The sequence below is a fragment of the Ruegeria sp. G10 genome, assembly GCF_056533645.1.
Map to the genome: position 1 here is coordinate 155,861 of NZ_JBQFOQ010000006.1, position 17,182 is coordinate 173,042.

The window sequence follows — 17,182 nt, forward strand, 5'->3', positions numbered from 1 at the left end:
TGATCCGCTTGCATCGCGGGGCATCATGGGCCAAGAACACGGCAACGCTGTGCAACAAGGGAATGCGCCATGGCTTTGCCGGTGAAGGATCAGTTCAGATACTGGGGCATCGCCGCTGTTGTCTTTGTGGTGCTTTTGTATCTGCTGGGCGACGTGCTGTTGCCCTTCGTTATCGGCGGGGCAATTGCCTATTTCCTTGATCCCGTGGCCGACCGTCTGGAAAAGCTGGGGCTTTCGCGCATGGCGGCCACCGGCATCATCACGGTCGTGGGCGTTTTGGGCTTCGTGCTGATGATCCTGATGGTTGTACCCGCGCTGATCACGCAGCTGCTTGACCTGATCGACATATTGCCCAGCCTGTTCAAAAGACTGCGCACCTTTGTCGAAACGCAGTTCCCGTCACTTCTGGACCGCGAATCCAATACGCATCAGATGCTGGTCTCGTTCGGGGAAACGCTGAAATCCAAAACCGGCGATGTGCTGCAGGGCGTCCTGGCGTCGCTCGGCTCGGCGATCAACGTCGTGGTGCTGCTGGTCATCGTGCCGGTGGTAGCCGTTTACATGCTGATGGACTGGGACCGGATGATCACCCGGATCGGAGAGTTGCTGCCCCGTGACCACGCACCAACCATCAAGCGCTTGGCGACTGAGATCGATGCGGTTCTTGCGTCCTTCGTGCGCGGTATGGGCACGGTCTGTTTGATCCTTGGCACCTATTACGCGGTGGCGCTGATGCTGGTCGGCCTGCAGTTTGGCCTGATCGTCGGCTTCATCGCAGGGCTGGTGACGTTCATCCCCTATCTCGGCGCGCTGATCGGGGGCACTCTCGCCATCGGGCTGGCCCTGTTTCAGTTCTGGGGCGACTGGGCCCATGTTGGCATGGTTGCGGGTATCTTCGCGATCGGGCAAGTCACCGAAGGTAACTTCCTGACCCCTAAACTGGTGGGCAGTTCGGTCGGCTTGCACCCGGTCTGGCTGCTGTTGGCGCTCTCGGTCTTTGGCGCATTGTTTGGTTTTGTCGGCATGCTGGTCGCCGTTCCGGTGGCCGCCGCCTTAGGGGTACTGGCGCGGTTCGCGACCCAACAGTACCTGAACAGTCGCCTTTACACAGGTCTCGAAGGGCTGCAGCAGGACGACGAATAAATGGCCACTCAGCTGAGCTTTGATCTACCGTCCAAGACCGCCTTGGGCCGCGAGGATTTCTTTGTCTCGCCTGCCAACGCGCTGGCGGTCGCGATGATCTCGGCCACCTCGTGGCCCGGCAACAAGCTGGTGCTCAGCGGCCCGGCGGGATCGGGCAAAACCCATCTGGCTCATGTCTGGGCGGCTGAAACCGGCGGGCGGATTGTGCAGGCGGCAGCCCTGCGTCATGACGAAGTTCCCGGTCTGGCGCGCGCGCCTGTCGCCGTCGAAGACGTGCCGTTGATCGCCGCCGATGCCGAGCAGCAGAAAACCCTGTTCCACCTGCATAATCTGGTTCTGGCCGAAGGGCACGCGCTGCTGATGACAGGCCGCTCGGCTCCGAATCTTTGGCACCTGCCGCTGGCCGATCTGCAAAGCCGCGTCGAAGGCGCGCATCACGTGGCCCTTGAGACCCCCGATGACGCGTTGCTGGGGGCCGTGCTGGCAAAGCTTTTTACCGACCGTCAGTTGAACCCGGGGCCGGATGTGATTGCCTATCTGGTCAAGCACATGGACCGCAGTTTCGAAGCCGCAGCTCAAATGGTCGAGCAACTGGACGAGATTGCGCTGAGCGAAAAGCGCGACATCACCCGTGCGCTGGCGGTACGCCTATTGAACACAGAAGCGGAACAATCGGATGCGTGCAATTGACCGCCGCAGGGCGATCTCGCATCCTGACGCCAAAGAATACCTTGGGGACACCATGACCAAAATCGCCGAAACCGATTTCCCCGATCACGGGCTGTTCGGAAAGCCCTTGTTCGAAGATCCCGGCGCGCGCGCGCTGTCACGGGTCGGGGTTGTCGATATCGGATCGAACTCGGTCCGGATGGTGATCTTTGACGGCGCGGCGCGCTCTCCTGCCTATTTTTACAATGAAAAAGTGATGTGCGAACTGGGCGCGGGCCTGTCCGAGACCGGGCGCCTGAACCCGCAGGGGCGCAAACGCGCGCTGGCTGCACTTCAGCGGTTTCAATACCTTGCCAAGGATCTTGGCCTGCCCGCTCTGCACGCGGTCGCCACCGCCGCGGTGCGCGAAGCCAGCGACGGGCCCGAATTCTGCGCACAGGTCAGAGCCGAGACCGGCCTGATCATCAACGTCGTCGATGGCGAGGAAGAGGCCCGCCTCTCCGCGCAGGGCGTTCTGCTGGGCTGGCCCGGCGCGTACGGGCTGATCTGCGATATCGGCGGATCTTCAGTGGAACTGGCCGAAATCGGCGGTGGCAAAGTCGGGCGCCGCATGACGTCGCCGCTTGGTCCGCTTAAGCTGCGCGACATCAAAGGCGGCCGTCAGGCCCGCAAGGCATATATCAAGACAACGCTGGAAGAGATGCGTGACCGCATGGGCCCCCAGCGCGATCGTCTGTTTCTGGTTGGCGGCAGTTGGCGCGCCTTTGCGCGGCTGGATATGCTGCGCAGCGGCTATCCGCTGAACGTTTTGCACGAATACCGCATGACACAGAGCCAGGTGCGCGAGACCATCAAGTTCATCGAAAAACACGACCCCGAAGACCTGCGCGCGCAGGCGGGGGTTTCAGGCTCACGCATGGCGCTGATCCCATACGCAATGGACGTGCTGACCCGGTTGATCCGCACCTTCAAGCCCAAGGACATCGCCATCTCAAGCTATGGCATCCGCGAAGGCCTGCTGTATGAGCAGATGCCCCAACGCCTGCGCGACCGCGACCCACTGATCGAGGCCTGTCGCTTTGCCGAGGCCAAAGACGCGCGCCTGCCGGGCTATGGCAAGCACCTGTTCGAATTTGTGATGCCTCTGTTCCGCTCGGCCCCCGAGCATCGCGTGCGCCTGATCAAGGCCGCCTGCCTGTTGCATGATGTCAGCTGGCGCGCGCATCCCGACTATCGGGCCGAGGCCTGTTTCGAATACGTCACCCGCGCCAACATGAGCGGGATCAAACACTCGGAACGCATATTCATCGGTCTCGCGCTTCAGCACAGGTACCGCAACAAGCGTGAGGGTAGTCGGTTCGTGGACTTATATGAGCTGCTGGATGAGCGCGGGCAGGAACAGGCCGAAATTCTGGGCAAAGCACTGCGCTTTGGCGCGATGCTATGGATGCAGCACGATGCAACGATGGGGAAGCTACGCTTTTATCCCAAAAAACAACAACTTGAACTTCGTCTTCCAAAGGCCGCCGGACCCTTGTTCAATGAGGTAGCAGAGGCGCGGTTTCAATCGCTGGCATCGGCGCTGAAATCTGATCCGCGCGTCATCCTGCGTGGATAGTCAGATATCCGTAAACCCGTCCGAAGGCGCCTCGGGCGGCACCTCTTCTTCGGGTCGCACCGCAGGCTTTTTGCGGATGATGATATCGCCATTTGGTAGCATCTGAGGCGCTTCATAGGCGCTCCAATCCTGCACCTGACCGGCCAGATCCGCTAGGGCAGGCCCCATTTCCCGCATGAAGGATTGCAAAGCCGGACGAAGCTGGTCGGCAAAGCCGCGCAGATCTTCGATCGCCGGTTCCATCTCTTGCCTCAGGCCTTCAAGAAACAGCTCGGCACCGCGCTCCATCAAAGACTGAGCTGTGTCGTCCTCAGCCTGGGCAGGCAAGGCCATGGCGGCGCACGCCCCACAGGTCAATATCAATCGTCGCATGCGAATAATATAGGCAAGGCCGCTGCAGGTTGAAAGGTTACAAATCGATATCCAACGTGACCGGGAAATGGTCGGACGCCGCAAGCAAGGCCTCACGCAGTTCGGGTGCCCGCCAACAGGCCGCATCGCGGAACGGGTGCCAGATGCGCCAATAGGGGGTGTGAGCTTCCAGATCCTTGCTGATCATTATGTAATCCAACAAGGCTTCGAGAAAGCGCCCCTCGTCAGGGCGCGCAAAGCGGGCCGTGGCCGGAATCGAACCGGGCCGGGGTCCCAACGCCCGCGCCGCATGAGGGTCATGGAGCCCCGCCTGCAAAACGATCTCGACCGACGAGCGGCCAAACAGATGTTCGAACTCATCAAGGCCCGGCCCGTCATTCAGATCGCCCAACAGGATAACAGAATCCTGCGCAGCCAAATGCTGTTCGACTCTCCGCGCCAGCCATACAGCCTGAGCAAGTTGCTTGCGGCGGTTGGCGATGGATATCCGGATCATCTCATCCCGTGATCCCGCCCCGTGAGGGGCCTTGGACTTCAGGTGTGCTCCGATCAGGCGGAACGCGAAGCCCGAAGCCGTCGTGACGGCCAACTCCATCGGCGGCTTTGAAAACTGCACCCGATCCTCGGTTGCATCCACATCCAGATCAATGCGGAATTCGGCATCGAAACGGGGTGCATTATCCGCTTGCTGTGGCGCATGGCGGGGTTTGAGCATATCGGGATCGTATAGCAGCGCCAATTCCTGATGGGTGGTGTTGGCGAACCCCATGATTGCCTGACTCGTACGCAGCTTGAACGCATCCGCAAAGTTCTGCAGTGCCCGCACGGTGTTTTGGGTTTTCCCGGTGTTTGGCGCCTCGACAATCAGCAAAGCGTCGGCGTCAATCGCCGTCAGCACTGTCGCGATCGCCTCTATCTGTCGGGCCTTGGTCACGTCGTGACGCCCCGACCAGCTTTCATCGACGATCAGATCGTCATTGCGGTCAAACAGGTTGGCAAACCATTCGATATTGTAGGTCGCCAGCCGCATGGATCAGGCTTTGGCGCCGTTGATTTCATCCCATGCACGGTTGATGTCTATCATCTTTTTCTCGGCCAGCCGCACCGCTTCCTCCGGGACACCACGCGCGATCATCGCATCGGGATGTGTGTCGCGCACCAGTTGACGCCAAACCTTGCGAATTTCGGTCAGCGGCGCGTCGCGGGCCACACCCAGCACCGTGTAGGGGTCTTTTGGCGCATCCGGCACAAAGCGCGCGCGCAGCGCCATGAACTGCGCATCGGTCTGGCCGAAAATACGACTGACCTCTTCCAGGAACTCGTTCTCGTTGGGATGATAGAACCCATCGGCCATGGCGATGTGAAAAAGCCCCTCCATCAAATCGCAGAGTGTTGTGCTGTCTTCTGCAAACATTCCGGCGATCTTGCGGGCATAATCCTTATAGCCCGCGACATCGGTTCGGGCCATGTCGAACACCTTGGCCGCGCCGTCCTCATCTTCGGGCGCGATCCGGAAAACCTCGCGGAAGGCGGTGACCTCATCACGTGTGACTTGACCGTCAGCCTTCGCCATTTTTGCCCCAAGTGCCACGACTGCAATCGCAAAGGCCACCGAGCGTTCGGGCGGCGTTCGCAGTTTCTCGAAAACCGCGGTCAGGCTTTCGCCTTGGGCGAGCGCGTTCAGCGCGTCGGCTATTCTGGTCCAGATCGACATGAGCGCACCCTAGCGCGCCTTGGCGCAACTGTCAGGTGCGACAGATCACTGCGGGCCGAGTATTTTCTGCATCAGCACAAGATCCAGACGTTGCCCCCATTTGACCCCGACCTGTGGCATCAGACCAACCTGTTCGAAGCCAATTGCCGAATGAAAAGCGATCGCTGCCGGATTGGCGGAGGAAATGCCTGCAATCAGGACATGCACATTGCGCTCTATCGCAACCGCCTCCAATGCCTCCATCAGCGCGCGGCCCGCGCCCTGCCCTCTGGCAGCAGGTCTCAACTGGACCGAATGCTCTTGGCATTGCGCGTAGCCCGGTCCTGATCGGAAAGGGCCATACGTGGCAAAGCCTGCGACCACGCCGTCACGCTCCGCCACCAGGTAGGCTGGCCCCCGGCCGAGGATATCCGCGGCCACGCTTTCGGCTCCGCGCGTGTCGGTCGTGAAGGTGAACAATGTGTCGCGTATCGTGCTGTTTGCGATTTCAGCTATCGCAGGCGCGTCTTCGACCTTCGCCTGCCGAATGTTCATTCGAGCACGCGCACCCCATGAGGTGTCTCGATTTCGGCCCTTAATGCTGCCGGGCCGCTGTCAAACACAACGGACTCCAACGCGCCCAGCGCTTTTGCAAGATCCAGCGCATCCGGATGGCACACGACCAGTCGGCGCAAACGGCAGCCGCTGTCGGACAGCATCTGCGCCGGATGCAGATCGCCTTGCCACTCGATCAGCGCCGGAAAGAGGTTATCGTAAGGCAAACGCCCATTGGGGGGCACAGCCATCTGCCAGCGCAGCGCCCCCCGGTTGAGATCAATCGGCTGACCCACCCCATCGGGGAAGATGGTCAGCGCCGCGTGGATATCAGGGACGCTGCAAATCCAGTTGGTTAAGCGAGGCGTCCCGGCAAACCGGTCCAGATCGAACCAGCGTGTGCGCTGCGGGTTGGGGGCATCAGGATCGATTGCGATCGCCTCAAGATACAGCCCGTCCCGCAGGCCGAGAAGCCGGTTATGCGTTCCGAACTTCTCGTGCTTGCCGCCGTCCTGCAAGTGCACGCCCAGTACCTGCTCGATATGGGCCGAAGCCTCTTCCAGCGATGCACCTGCCACGGCCAGATGATCCAGTTTCATAAGCGTCCCCAATTACAAAATCTTCACCGAAGATTTTGTAGCATAAGATTTTTCGACGAAAAATCTTGGTCTATGCCCGCGCTTGGTTGATCAGACGCAGGATGTCCTGCGCGGCTTCGGGGATGTTGGTGCCCGGGCCGAAAATCGCTTTGACCCCGTGATCATAGAGGAACTGATAATCCTGCTGTGGGATCACACCGCCGCAGATGACGATGATATCTTCGGCACCAGCCTTTTTCAGCTCTTCAACCAGTTGCGGGGCCAGCGTCTTGTGCCCGGCGGCCTGCGAAGAAATTCCGACCACATGCACATCATTGTCCACGGCATCCTGCGCCGCTTCGGCGGGCGTTTGGAACAACGGCCCGACATCTACGTCAAAGCCAATGTCCGCAAAGGCGGTAGCAATCACTTTGGCCCCACGGTCATGTCCGTCCTGCCCCATCTTCACCACCAGCAAACGCGGGCGGCGGCCTTCGGTCTCGGCAAAATCCTCAATAGATTTCTGGATCGCCGCGAAACCCTCGTCCCCTTCGTAGGCTGCGCCATAGACACCGGCCAGAGTTTTCACTTCGGCGCGGTGACGGCCGAATTCCTTTTCCATTGCCATACTGATCTCTCCTACGGATGCGCGGGCGCGGGCGGCCTCGACCGCAGCAGCCAGCAGGTTTCCACCCTCGCGGGCGGTCTTTGTCAGGTTGTCCAGAGCTTGTTGGCACGCGGCGTCATCGCGGGTGGCACGGATACGTTCCAGCCTTGCAACCTGAGCCTCGCGCACAGCGACGTTGTCGACATCCAGAATATCGATCGGGTCTTCCTGTTCCTTGCGATATTTGTTGACGCCCACGATCACCTCATCACCGCGATCGATCATCGCCTGACGGCGGGCCGCGCTTTCTTCGATCCGCAGCTTCGGCATTCCGCTGGCGACGGCCTTGGTCATGCCGCCCATGTCCTCGACCTCTTCCATCAAAGCCCAGGCTTTTTCGACCAGTTCATTGGTCAGGCTTTCGATGTAGTAAGAGCCCGCCAGCGGATCGACCACGTCAGTCACACCGGTCTCTTCCTGCAGCACCAACTGCGTGTTCCGCGCGATGCGGGCTGAGAAATCGGTGGGCAGTGCAATGGCCTCGTCCAATGCGTTGGTGTGCAGCGACTGGGTGCCGCCCAGAACCGCGCTCATCGCCTCATAAGCGGTGCGGATGACGTTGTTATAGGGGTCCTGTTCCTGCAGCGATACACCCGAGGTCTGACAGTGGGTTCGCAGCATCTTGGAGCGTTCGGATTTTGCCCCGAAATCCGTCATCACCCGGTGCCACAGCGTGCGGGCAGCGCGCAGCTTGGCGATTTCCATGAAGAAGTTCATGCCGATGGCAAAGAAAAAGGACAAACGCCCAGCGAACTTGTCCACGTCCATCCCGGCCTGCGTCGCGGCGCGCACATATTCGCGGCCATCGGCGAGCGTATAGGCCAGCTCCTGCACAAGGTTCGCCCCGGCCTCTTGCATGTGATAGCCCGAGATCGAGATCGAGTTGAACTTGGGCATCTCGTTTGAGGTATAGTCAATGATGTCCGAGATGATCTTCATCGACGGCTCAGGTGGGTAGATATAGGTGTTGCGCACCATGAACTCTTTCAGAATGTCGTTCTGAATGGTGCCGGACAGAACTGCCTTGTCATGCCCCTGTTCCTCGCCCGCCACGATGAAATTGGCCAGAATCGGGATCACCGCACCGTTCATGGTCATCGACACCGACACCTTGTCGAGCGGAATGCCGTCGAAGAGAATCTTCATGTCCTCGACGCTGTCGATCGCGACGCCAGCCTTGCCGACATCCCCGACAACACGCGGATGATCACTGTCATACCCCCGGTGCGTCGCCAGATCGAAAGCAACCGAAACACCTTGCTGACCCGCAGCCAGATTGCGGCGGTAGAAAGCGTTCGATTCCTCGGCCGTCGAAAATCCCGCATACTGACGGATCGTCCACGGGCGACCGGCGTACATGGTCGCCTTCACACCACGTGTGAACGGCCCGAACCCAGGCAAAGAGCCCATATGAGGTAAATCCGCAGTGTCTTCCTGCGTATAGAGCGGTTTGACGTCGATGCCTTCCAGCGTTTCCTTGGTCAACTCGTCTAACGAGCGTCCGCGCAGCTCTTTCTCGGCCAGCGCGCGCCAGTCATTGGTATCAGTCATATCGGATTCCTCTCGTCGATTCGGGTTTCGGCCGGGTCCTGCCCGCCGGAATTGGTGTTTGTAAGGTGCATCAGCCGCGCCAGCCCACCGGCCCCAGAGGCCAGCCAGTCAAGGTCCTCAGCGTAATCGCTGAGCAGTTTGACGGATTGCTTGGGTTTGAAACTGTGCTTGCGCGCGGCACGCACCGCGTTTCGCCATGTATCGCTGAAACTGCGTGGCGCATTACGCCCGGTCGCCAGACGCAATTGATCGTGTGGGCGCCCCGCGAAGTCTTCAAACGGGAAAATCTGCAGGCAGGCATTCGGAAACGCACCGCCAATATCACAGATAACGTCCTGCCAGCGCCGCATGCTGCGGACAATCTGCCTCCAGTTATCGGGTGTGGTTGGGGCGTGGCCCCGCTTGGTCAAATAGGCGTCAGCCGAGCTCCAATAAGCATCCTGTGCCCTTATGTTCAGGGCGATTTTGATTACCCGAGCGTCAAATACCTCGGCCAGTCGCTGCGCGCGCTCTTTCGCCTTGGGATAAAGTGACTTGAGCCGGAAGTTACCGCTCATCGTACCGACGAAATTCTCCTGACTGATGATCAGTTGACGAACCCCGCCTTGTTCGCACAGCCGCAGATCATGCAGGATCCGCGTGTGCGCCTGTGGTGTCAGGTCCCGCAGGCTGTTCAAGCCGTTCTCGCGCGTGCGCTCGGGGCCCCAATAGCCGATGCCCTCTTGCGCAAGGTCCGCGCTGTTGGCGCTCATATACTCCTGAAAACTGGAGGTCGCGCAGCGATGCGCCCCAAAGTGAAGGATCACGTCCATCCGCTTTCCTTCTTGATCTGCGCAACCGCTGCGTAACCGCACGTGACACGCGCCAAGCGACCTGTGCTTTGGCGGGGCTGAAACGTGACGCGCAATTTTTTGATGCACAAAGGCATTTCGCCAGTCGCATTCGTCCGGGCAACGGCTATATTCAAGGGAACAGGAGGCCATATGACACGCACGCTTGCCCTTGTTTTTTCGGCTTTATTCCCGCTGGCTGCGATGGCTGCCGACGGGTCGGCACCCGCAGATGATGCCTTTGTGCAGCCCGTCGGGGACAGCACACTAGACGAGTTCCTTTGGGTCAACCGCCCCATCGTTGTGTTTTCAGACACCCCGGCTGATCCCCGGTTCCAGCAGCAGATCGACATGCTCATGGACGGCGAGGCGGCAATGCGGGATCGCGATGTTGTGGTTCTGACTGACACCGACCCCTCGGCGCGGTCTCCGATCCGGTCGCAACTGCGTCCGCGCGGATTCCAGATGGTGTTTGTCGACAAAGACGGCGTGGTCAAACTGCGCAAGCCCTCGCCCTGGAGCGTGCGCGAGATCGGTCGGTCTATCGACAAAACCCCCCTCCGCGAACGCGAGATCCGCGAACGGCGCGAGGGCGGCTGAGCACTTTCGCCACGCACGAAGGGCCCGGCGCGCAGCGCCGGAGACTCCGTTTGATATTGCGAAAGCGCTGGCATCATCACTCGAACTCGATGATGACATCATCCACGGCGAGGCTGTCGCCGGGGCCCGCATTGATCTTGGAAACCACGCCCTTCTTCTCGGCGCGCAGGATGTTTTCCATCTTCATCGCCTCGACAGTACACAGCGCTTGGCCTTCCTGAACCTCTTGCCCCACTTCAACATCAATCTTGACGATCAGACCGGGCATCGGGCAGAGCAGCATTTTCGAGGTATCAGGCGGCAGCTTCTCGGGCATCATGCGCGCCAGTTCAGCCTGACGCGGTGTACGCACATGCACTTTCATATCCGCGCCCCGGTTACGGATGCGGAACCCGCCAGAGACCTTCCCAACCTTCAGCACAAGCGGGCTGCCATCGACCTCCAGCACGGCCAGCTGATCTCCGGGCGTCCAGTCCGAGGTGACGCGTGACGTGGTCCCATCAGCGAAGGTCACCGTCGACCCATCCTTATCCGCATCAATGGAAACGGCAAATTCCTCGCCCTGCAGTGTGACAACCCAATCAGAGCCAACCTTGCGCTCGTGGTTATCCATTCGGCCCGAGACGCGCGTGCGGCGAATCTCGGCCACACGATGCATTGCGGCGCACGAGGCCGCGATGCGACGCAGGTCTGCCCCCGGCAGGTCGACGCCTTCGAACCCCTCAGGATATTCCTCGGCAATAAAGGCGGTGGTCATGTCGCCGCTGACAAATTTCGGATGATCCATCACGGCCGACAGGAACGGCAAGTTGTGGCCAATGCCTTCGACCTCGAAGCTGTCCAAGGCAACACGCATCGCCTCGATCGCCTGTTCGCGGGTCGGAGCCCAAGTACAGAGTTTGGCGATCATCGGATCGTAATACATGCTGATCTCGCCGCCTTCATAGACGCCGGTATCATTGCGCACAGCGGACGGACCTTCGGGCGCATCGCCCTGCCATTTACCATTGACCAGCATCGGGCCAGCAGCCGTTTCCTGCGGCGGACGATAGCGGGTCAGACGACCGATCGAGGGCAGAAAGCCACGATACGGGTCTTCGGCATAAAGACGGTTTTCGATGGCCCAGCCGGTCAGCGTGACATCGTCCTGTGTGATGGTCAGCTTTTCACCAGCGGCAACGCGGATCATCTGTTCGACCAGATCAACCCCGGTGATCAGTTCGGTCACAGGATGTTCGACCTGCAGGCGGGTGTTCATTTCGAGGAAATAGAAGTTCTTTTCCCCATCCACGATGAATTCCACCGTCCCGGCGCTGGCATAGTTCACCGCCTTGGCCAAGGCGACCGCCTGTTCGCCCATCGCCTTGCGCGTCTCGGGGTCGAGGAACGGCGACGGGGCCTCTTCGACCACCTTCTGGTTCCGGCGCTGGATCGAGCATTCACGCTCGCCCAGATAAATGCCGTTGCCATGGCTGTCACACAGAACCTGAATTTCGATATGGCGCGGCTGGGTCACGAATTTCTCGATGAAAATCCTGTCATCACCAAAGGAATTCGCGGCCTCGTTCTTGGACGACTGGAAGCCTTCGCGCGCCTCTTCATCATTCCATGCGATCCGCATCCCCTTGCCGCCGCCGCCGGCGCTGGCCTTAATCATCACCGGGTAGCCGATGTCGTTGGAGATTTTCACGGCCTCTTCCGCGTCTTCGATCAGCCCCATATAGCCGGGCACGGTCGAAACCCCTGCATCCTGCGCGATTTTCTTCGAGGTGATCTTGTCGCCCATGCTTTCGATCGCGCCGACAGGCGGGCCGACAAAGGCGACGTCTTCGGCATCCAGCGCCTCGGCGAATTTCGAGTTCTCGGACAGGAAGCCATAGCCGGGATGCACCGCCTGCGCGCCGCTTTGGCGGATGGCATCCATGACCTTGTCGATCACGATGTACGACTGGTTCGCAGGCGGCGGGCCGATATGCACCGCCTCATCCGCCATCGAGACATGCAGGGCGTTCTTGTCGGCGTCCGAGTAAATGGCAACGGTGCCGATACCCATTTTGCGCGCGGTCTTGATGACACGGCAGGCGATCTCGCCCCGGTTGGCGATCAGGATCTTGTTGAACATGGAACGTCCTTTGTCTTGGTGTTCTGGAAACGCAAAACGCCGCCGCAGGGCGAAAGCCCCACGACGGCGTGATGCGCGATGACCGACGGGGTCCGATTGGCCCCGATCAAATCGGTGTTAGTTGCAGTTGTTCTGCGTCTTGCAATACAGCACGTTGCCAGCGGCACCAACGGCCGCGCCCAGCAGCGGGTCCGCGCTGAGAACCGCCGCGCCGACCGCACCGGCACCACCGCCGATGATGGCCTGTTCGCCGGTCGTGTCGCCGCAGGCCGCAAGGCCCGCGCAGGTCGCAAGCGCGAGAAGAATTCTTGAGTTTTGCATAGGTACTGCCCTTTCAGGTTCCTTGACTTGTTTTCAGCCACATGCCGAAAGCCTGCCTTGTTATGCAATATCAAATGACGTGATTCCGCCTTATGCGCAGCTTTTTGCCGCTTTTCGGTTGTGTTTTCAGGAAAGAAAAACGCGGGCAGGACCATGTGGGGTTCACAAGCCTGCCCGCGGAAGGAAGGGGTACGGAATAGTAGGTGCTTGTGCGACGCAGGCAAAGTAGTGCCGCACTGCGCATTCAAAATGCACGGTACAATTATGGGCGCAAACCAGACATTGTTTCCAAACAACTTTCCGGCTGAAACTTGCCCATCTGGCAAAAGCCCGCGCAAATTTGCGCCTATGCCGGGTTCAGGCCCAAATTCGGCCAAAGCCTGCGACGCCGTCACATTCCCGTTACAAATAGTGCGCGATTGACCAATCGTGGCGTTCTCATGATCACGGCGGATCACGTGTATCTGCCCCGAAAAACACCTTTTACGCAGCAGCTTACGCGCCCGCGTCACGGCCCTGTGACAGCGATGAGAGCTCTCGACACGTTTGCTTGAGCATTCGCGGTGATTCCCTCCCGATTTGGTGATTTCCATCGCAGAGGCTTGCGTGAAACGTTGGCCCTGCACACTCGCACACAAGGAAGTATCCCCATGATATTTAAGGGTAAAACCGCAAGCCTGCTTGCTGCCAGCGCGCTTACCGCGACCGGTCTGCCAGCCTTGGCGCAAGATGCTCAGACACAGGCTGAACTGGACGCGTTGCGCGCTCGGGTCGAAGCACTGGAGGCCACCAATCCCGGATCGGGCACGGGTGACCTGCAGATCGGCAATACGACGCTGGACGTCTATGGCTATGTCAAAGCTGACTTCTTCTATGACTTCGACTTCGATCAGGGTGACACGGCGTTCGTGAATGTCGTGGGCGAGCCCTCGGCGGCGACCAGCGGCACCTTTGGCGCTACGGTTCGTCAGTCGCGCATCGGATTGCGCACCAGCACCCCGTCGGGTGTCGGTGACATCCAAGGCCAGCTTGAGGTCGACGCGTTCGGATCGGACGGCACGGCCGAATTCCGCATCCGCCACGCCAACATCCGCATCGGTGAACAATGGCTGATCGGCCAGTACTGGACCAACTTCCAGCCGCTTGACACCTATCCGACCTCGGTCGAATTCAACGGCCCCGTCGGTATCGCTTTTGCGCGTGTCCCGCAGGTGCGCTACACCAATACCATTGGTTCGAACACCACATTTGCCGTCTCGATCGAAGAGAATGTCGGCGGGTCGGATTCGGATGATCCGGTCTTCACCGCGTCTGCCGAATACAATGACGGCAAATACATCGCACGCGGCGCATTGCTCTACGGCAAGGCCGAAGGGGACGGGACCGAAGTTGATCAGACGGGTCTGACCCTTTCCGCCTCGGCCCGCCTGTGGGAAGGCGGCCTGATTCAGGCCAACTATGTCACCGGTGAAGCGCTTGGCCCTTGGCTGATCGGTCTGGGTGATGCTGTCGTCGGCGGCGAGGCCAACGATGTTGACGGCTTTACCCTGGAGCTGCGTCAGCAGTTGGGTCCAAAGTGGAACGTTGGTATCGCATATGGTTACGAAGACTACGACCTGCCGACCTCGACCGGCACGCTGTCGTTCACCGAACTGGAAACGATCCACGTGAACGCTTTCTACCAGCTGACGGACGACCTGACACTCAGCGCCGAATACATCTACGGCGAGCGGAACGATACGATCTCTGGTGACGATTTCGACGCCAGTCGTATTCAGTTGGCTGCACAGCTGAACTTCTGAAGCACGCACAGCACCCTGCCCGCTCGCGGGCAGGGTCACTTTTTCATGACCCGGAAACAGGTTATGTGCGGCCCCGTTCAACACACTCAGCCCATCCCGTCAAAAATCTCGGGAAACGATTGGCGCACGGCATCTGGGTCGATCACCAATAAAGCGTCATAGCTGGTCGCATCAAACGGATCTTCCGCCGCGATCACCTCTCGGCCGAACAGCCAGCTCAGCCGCCCGGCGTCCAGATTACCGCGTTCAAACGGCTGATCACCAAAATGGGTCCAGAGAGCCTCCATGAACGCCGCATCGGCGCGTTTGTCCGCAGGTTTGCGATCCCGAAAGCGTTCACGACGGGTCAACGGCGTCACGCCCTTGGGATTGGCGCGCCGGATGGTGAATTGGAAATCGGTACCTGAGAGGCGACCGGGGAAACCGCGATGTTTCAGCATATCGGGGCTCGTTTCGAGAAGGTATTGATAAGACGACAGAAGCCATCTTGCTGCGGGGACAGAGCGGTCATACGCGCCTCCAGTGATTTTCAACCTGAGATACCCTGACATTGAGACTTGCCATGTTCAGAGCCCTTCCCAGATACACGTGGATTGCTCTAGCCGGTAGGCCTCGAAGAACTGAGTTGCATCAGGCTCCGAGGTACCGAACTCGATAGGTCGATCCGAAAACGAGATCACCACACGCGCAGGTTCAAGTGCATGTTGGGCGACGTAGGGAACTGCCAGCGTCTGGCACAGATGTTCCATATCGATTACCGCAACATCATAGGTGATACGCCCGGCGGTCGACCCGATCTTCGGGGCGATAAAGCGGAACCGCAGCCAAAGCTCACCGGGATTGTGGTCCAGCAGAACATTGCTGAGTTCCACCGGCTGGCCGGACGGCACGGGCAAAAGACGATCCGCCGCTGCAGGGCCCGCCAGATGCGCGGCCAAGGCCGCACAGGCCCAGGCACGGGCCCGACCAAGGCGGGCTCGTCCCGCTGGCATCGACTGCTTCGCCCCAAGGGCGCGTGCCGGGTTATGTCTGGCAGAGTTGGTCATGAACAGCAGAGCGTCGCAGCGACCCCTTAAAGCGGAATGTTGTCGTGCTTTTTCCACGGGTTCTTCAGCTGCTTGCCGCGAAGGCTGGCAAAGGCACGCGACACACGGCGGCGGGTGGATTGCGGCATGATCACCTCATCCACAAAGCCGCGCTCTGCCGCCACAAACGGGTTGGCAAAACGGTCTTCATAGTCGGCAACGTGCTGCGCGGTCTTCTCGGCGTCATCCAAGTCTGCGCGGTGGATGATCTCGGTCGCACCTTTCGCGCCCATCACCGCAATCTCAGCCGTGGGCCAGGCATAGTTGAAATCACCGCGCAGGTGTTTCGAGGCCATCACAACATAAGCACCACCATAGGCTTTGCGGGTGATCACGGTCACCTTCGGCACCGTCGCTTCCCCGTAAGCATAAAGCAGCTTGGCACCATGCTTGATCACCCCGCTATATTCCTGCTGCGTCCCGGGCAGAAAGCCGGGCACGTCCACCAGCGTCAGAATCGGGATTTCGAAACAGTCACAGAAGCGCACGAACCGCGCCGCCTTGCGCGAGCTGTCGATATCCAGACACCCGGCCAAAACCATGGGCTGGTTGGCTACAACACCAACGGTCTGCCCTTCCAGACGGATGAAGCCGGTGATGATGTTCTTGGCAAAGTCTTCCTGAATCTCGTAAAAATCACCTTCATCGGCGATCTTGGTGATCAGTTCCTTCATGTCATAAGGTGAGTTCGGGTTTTCCGGGATAAGCGTATCCAGCGAGGTTTCGACCCGGTTGGGTTCATCAAAGAACGGGCGCACGGGCGGCTTCTCGCGGTTGTTGAGCGGCAGGAAGTCGACCAGACGGCGCACCTCGGCCAAGGCCTCGACATCGTTTTCAAACGCGCCATCGGCCACCGAGGATTTCTTCGTGTGGGTCGATGCTCCGCCCAGCTCTTCGGCGGTTACCACCTCATTGGTCACGGTTTTGACCACATCAGGGCCAGTGACGAACATGTACGAGGAATCTTTCACCATGAAGATAAAATCGGTCATCGCTGGGCTGTAGACCGCCCCCCCCGCGCAGGGCCCCATGATCACGCTGATCTGCGGGACCACGCCGGATGCGGTCACGTTGCGCTGGAAGACTTCGGCATAGCCCGCAAGCGAGGCGACGCCCTCCTGAATGCGCGCACCGCCCGAGTCGTTGATGCCGATGATCGGCGCGCCGTTTTGCACAGCCATATCCATGATCTTACAGATTTTCTGTGCGTGGGTTTCCGACAGCGAGCCGCCAAACACGGTGAAATCCTGGCTGAACACATAGACCATACGGCCATTGATCGTACCCCAGCCGGTGACAACGCCGTCGCCAGCAGGCTTTTGTTTTTCCATTCCGAACTCGGTGCAGCGATGGCTGACGAACATATCGAATTCTTCAAAGCTGCCTTCGTCGAGAAGCAGTTCGATCCGCTCGCGCGCGGTCAGCTTGCCACGCGTGTGCTGCGCATCGATCCGTTTCTGCCCACCGCCAAGCCGGGCGTTGGTGCGGCGGTCTTCAAGCTCGGAAAGGATATCTTTCATGACGGTTGTCCCCTATGGAATTTTGCCAGACCATAGCGGCAGCAGGGCATAGGCCA

17 protein-coding genes are annotated in these 17,182 nt (G+C 59.7%); 5 read left to right on the plus strand and 12 right to left on the minus strand.

The features are described 5' to 3' along the window. The first annotated feature begins 69 nt into the window (after positions 1-69). From ACR0KM_RS12330 to ACR0KM_RS12340, 3 genes are read left to right on the plus strand one after another with little or no spacing between them, the layout of a single operon-like run. A complete protein-coding gene (locus tag ACR0KM_RS12330; protein WP_480822775.1) occupies positions 70-1,143 on the plus strand; it encodes an AI-2E family transporter in 1,074 nt (357 codons plus the stop codon). After that, a complete protein-coding gene (locus tag ACR0KM_RS12335) occupies positions 1,144-1,833 on the plus strand; it encodes an HdaA/DnaA family protein (protein WP_480822777.1) in 690 nt (229 codons plus the stop codon). It begins immediately after the preceding gene. Positions 1,834-1,885: 52 nt separating this feature from the next. Next, the gene (locus ACR0KM_RS12340; protein WP_480822779.1) at positions 1,886-3,430 is read left to right on the plus strand and encodes a Ppx/GppA family phosphatase; all 1,545 of its coding nucleotides are present in this window, start codon (positions 1,886-1,888) and stop codon (positions 3,428-3,430) included. Here the strand turns inward: ACR0KM_RS12340 and ACR0KM_RS12345 are convergent, their stop codons facing one another. From ACR0KM_RS12345 to ACR0KM_RS12375, 7 genes are all read right to left on the minus strand, one after another. Then, a complete protein-coding gene (locus tag ACR0KM_RS12345) occupies positions 3,431-3,763 on the minus strand; it encodes a hypothetical protein (protein ID WP_480859959.1) in 333 nt (110 codons plus the stop codon). 76 nt (positions 3,764-3,839) lie between these two features. Next, positions 3,840-4,832 carry an endonuclease/exonuclease/phosphatase family protein gene (locus ACR0KM_RS12350; RefSeq protein WP_480859960.1) on the minus strand — a complete coding sequence of 331 codons (993 nt, stop codon included), beginning with the start codon at positions 4,830-4,832 and terminating at the stop codon, positions 3,840-3,842. Between the two features lie 3 nt (positions 4,833-4,835). Beyond that, complete coding sequence (locus tag ACR0KM_RS12355; RefSeq protein WP_480822785.1) at positions 4,836-5,516, minus strand: TerB family tellurite resistance protein; 681 nt, start codon at positions 5,514-5,516, stop codon at positions 4,836-4,838. 45 nt (positions 5,517-5,561) lie between these two features. After that, positions 5,562-6,050, minus strand: a complete 489-nt coding sequence (locus tag ACR0KM_RS12360; RefSeq protein ID WP_480859962.1) for an N-acetyltransferase family protein — start codon at positions 6,048-6,050, stop codon at positions 5,562-5,564. Then, positions 6,047-6,649, minus strand: a complete 603-nt coding sequence (locus ACR0KM_RS12365) for a VOC family protein (RefSeq protein WP_480859963.1) — start codon at positions 6,647-6,649, stop codon at positions 6,047-6,049. Before ACR0KM_RS12365 ends, ACR0KM_RS12360 begins: the two co-directional genes overlap by 4 nt. A 70-nt stretch (positions 6,650-6,719) precedes the next feature. Next, a complete protein-coding gene (scpA, locus tag ACR0KM_RS12370; RefSeq protein WP_480822791.1) occupies positions 6,720-8,846 on the minus strand; it encodes a methylmalonyl-CoA mutase in 2,127 nt (708 codons plus the stop codon). Then, complete coding sequence (locus ACR0KM_RS12375; RefSeq protein WP_480822793.1) at positions 8,843-9,658, minus strand: hypothetical protein; 816 nt, start codon at positions 9,656-9,658, stop codon at positions 8,843-8,845. Before ACR0KM_RS12375 ends, scpA begins: the two co-directional genes overlap by 4 nt. A gap of 171 nt (positions 9,659-9,829) precedes the next feature. On the opposite strand from ACR0KM_RS12375, the gene ACR0KM_RS12380 reads away from it, so the two are divergent. Continuing rightward, complete coding sequence (locus tag ACR0KM_RS12380; RefSeq protein WP_480822795.1) at positions 9,830-10,276, plus strand: DUF4174 domain-containing protein; 447 nt, start codon at positions 9,830-9,832, stop codon at positions 10,274-10,276. Positions 10,277-10,352: 76 nt separating this feature from the next. On the opposite strand, the gene ACR0KM_RS12385 is transcribed toward ACR0KM_RS12380, so the two are convergent. Together ACR0KM_RS12385 and ACR0KM_RS12390 are read right to left on the minus strand one after the other, a co-directional pair. Beyond that, complete coding sequence (locus ACR0KM_RS12385) at positions 10,353-12,398, minus strand: acetyl-CoA carboxylase biotin carboxylase subunit (RefSeq protein WP_480859965.1); 2,046 nt, start codon at positions 12,396-12,398, stop codon at positions 10,353-10,355. 117 nt (positions 12,399-12,515) lie between these two features. Then, positions 12,516-12,719, minus strand: coding sequence for a hypothetical protein (locus tag ACR0KM_RS12390; RefSeq protein ID WP_480822799.1), 204 nt, complete (start codon positions 12,717-12,719; stop codon positions 12,516-12,518). A 650-nt stretch (positions 12,720-13,369) separates the two neighbouring features. On the opposite strand from ACR0KM_RS12390, the gene ACR0KM_RS12395 reads away from it, so the two are divergent. Further along, complete coding sequence (locus ACR0KM_RS12395) at positions 13,370-14,521, plus strand: DcaP family trimeric outer membrane transporter (RefSeq protein WP_480822801.1); 1,152 nt, start codon at positions 13,370-13,372, stop codon at positions 14,519-14,521. Between the two features lie 86 nt (positions 14,522-14,607). Here ACR0KM_RS12395 and ACR0KM_RS12400 read toward each other — a convergent pair whose 3' ends face one another. The 3 genes from ACR0KM_RS12400 to ACR0KM_RS12410 all read right to left on the minus strand — a co-directional run bounded on the left by ACR0KM_RS12400 (position 14,608) and on the right by ACR0KM_RS12410 (position 17,126). After that, complete coding sequence (locus tag ACR0KM_RS12400) at positions 14,608-14,961, minus strand: hypothetical protein (RefSeq protein WP_480859967.1); 354 nt, start codon at positions 14,959-14,961, stop codon at positions 14,608-14,610. A gap of 126 nt (positions 14,962-15,087) precedes the next feature. Next, positions 15,088-15,513 carry a DUF6497 family protein gene (locus ACR0KM_RS12405; protein WP_480859969.1) on the minus strand — a complete coding sequence of 142 codons (426 nt, stop codon included), beginning with the start codon at positions 15,511-15,513 and terminating at the stop codon, positions 15,088-15,090. Positions 15,514-15,593: 80 nt separating this feature from the next. Beyond that, a complete protein-coding gene (locus ACR0KM_RS12410; RefSeq protein ID WP_480859971.1) occupies positions 15,594-17,126 on the minus strand; it encodes an acyl-CoA carboxylase subunit beta in 1,533 nt (510 codons plus the stop codon). Between the last annotated feature and the right edge of the window lie 56 nt (positions 17,127-17,182).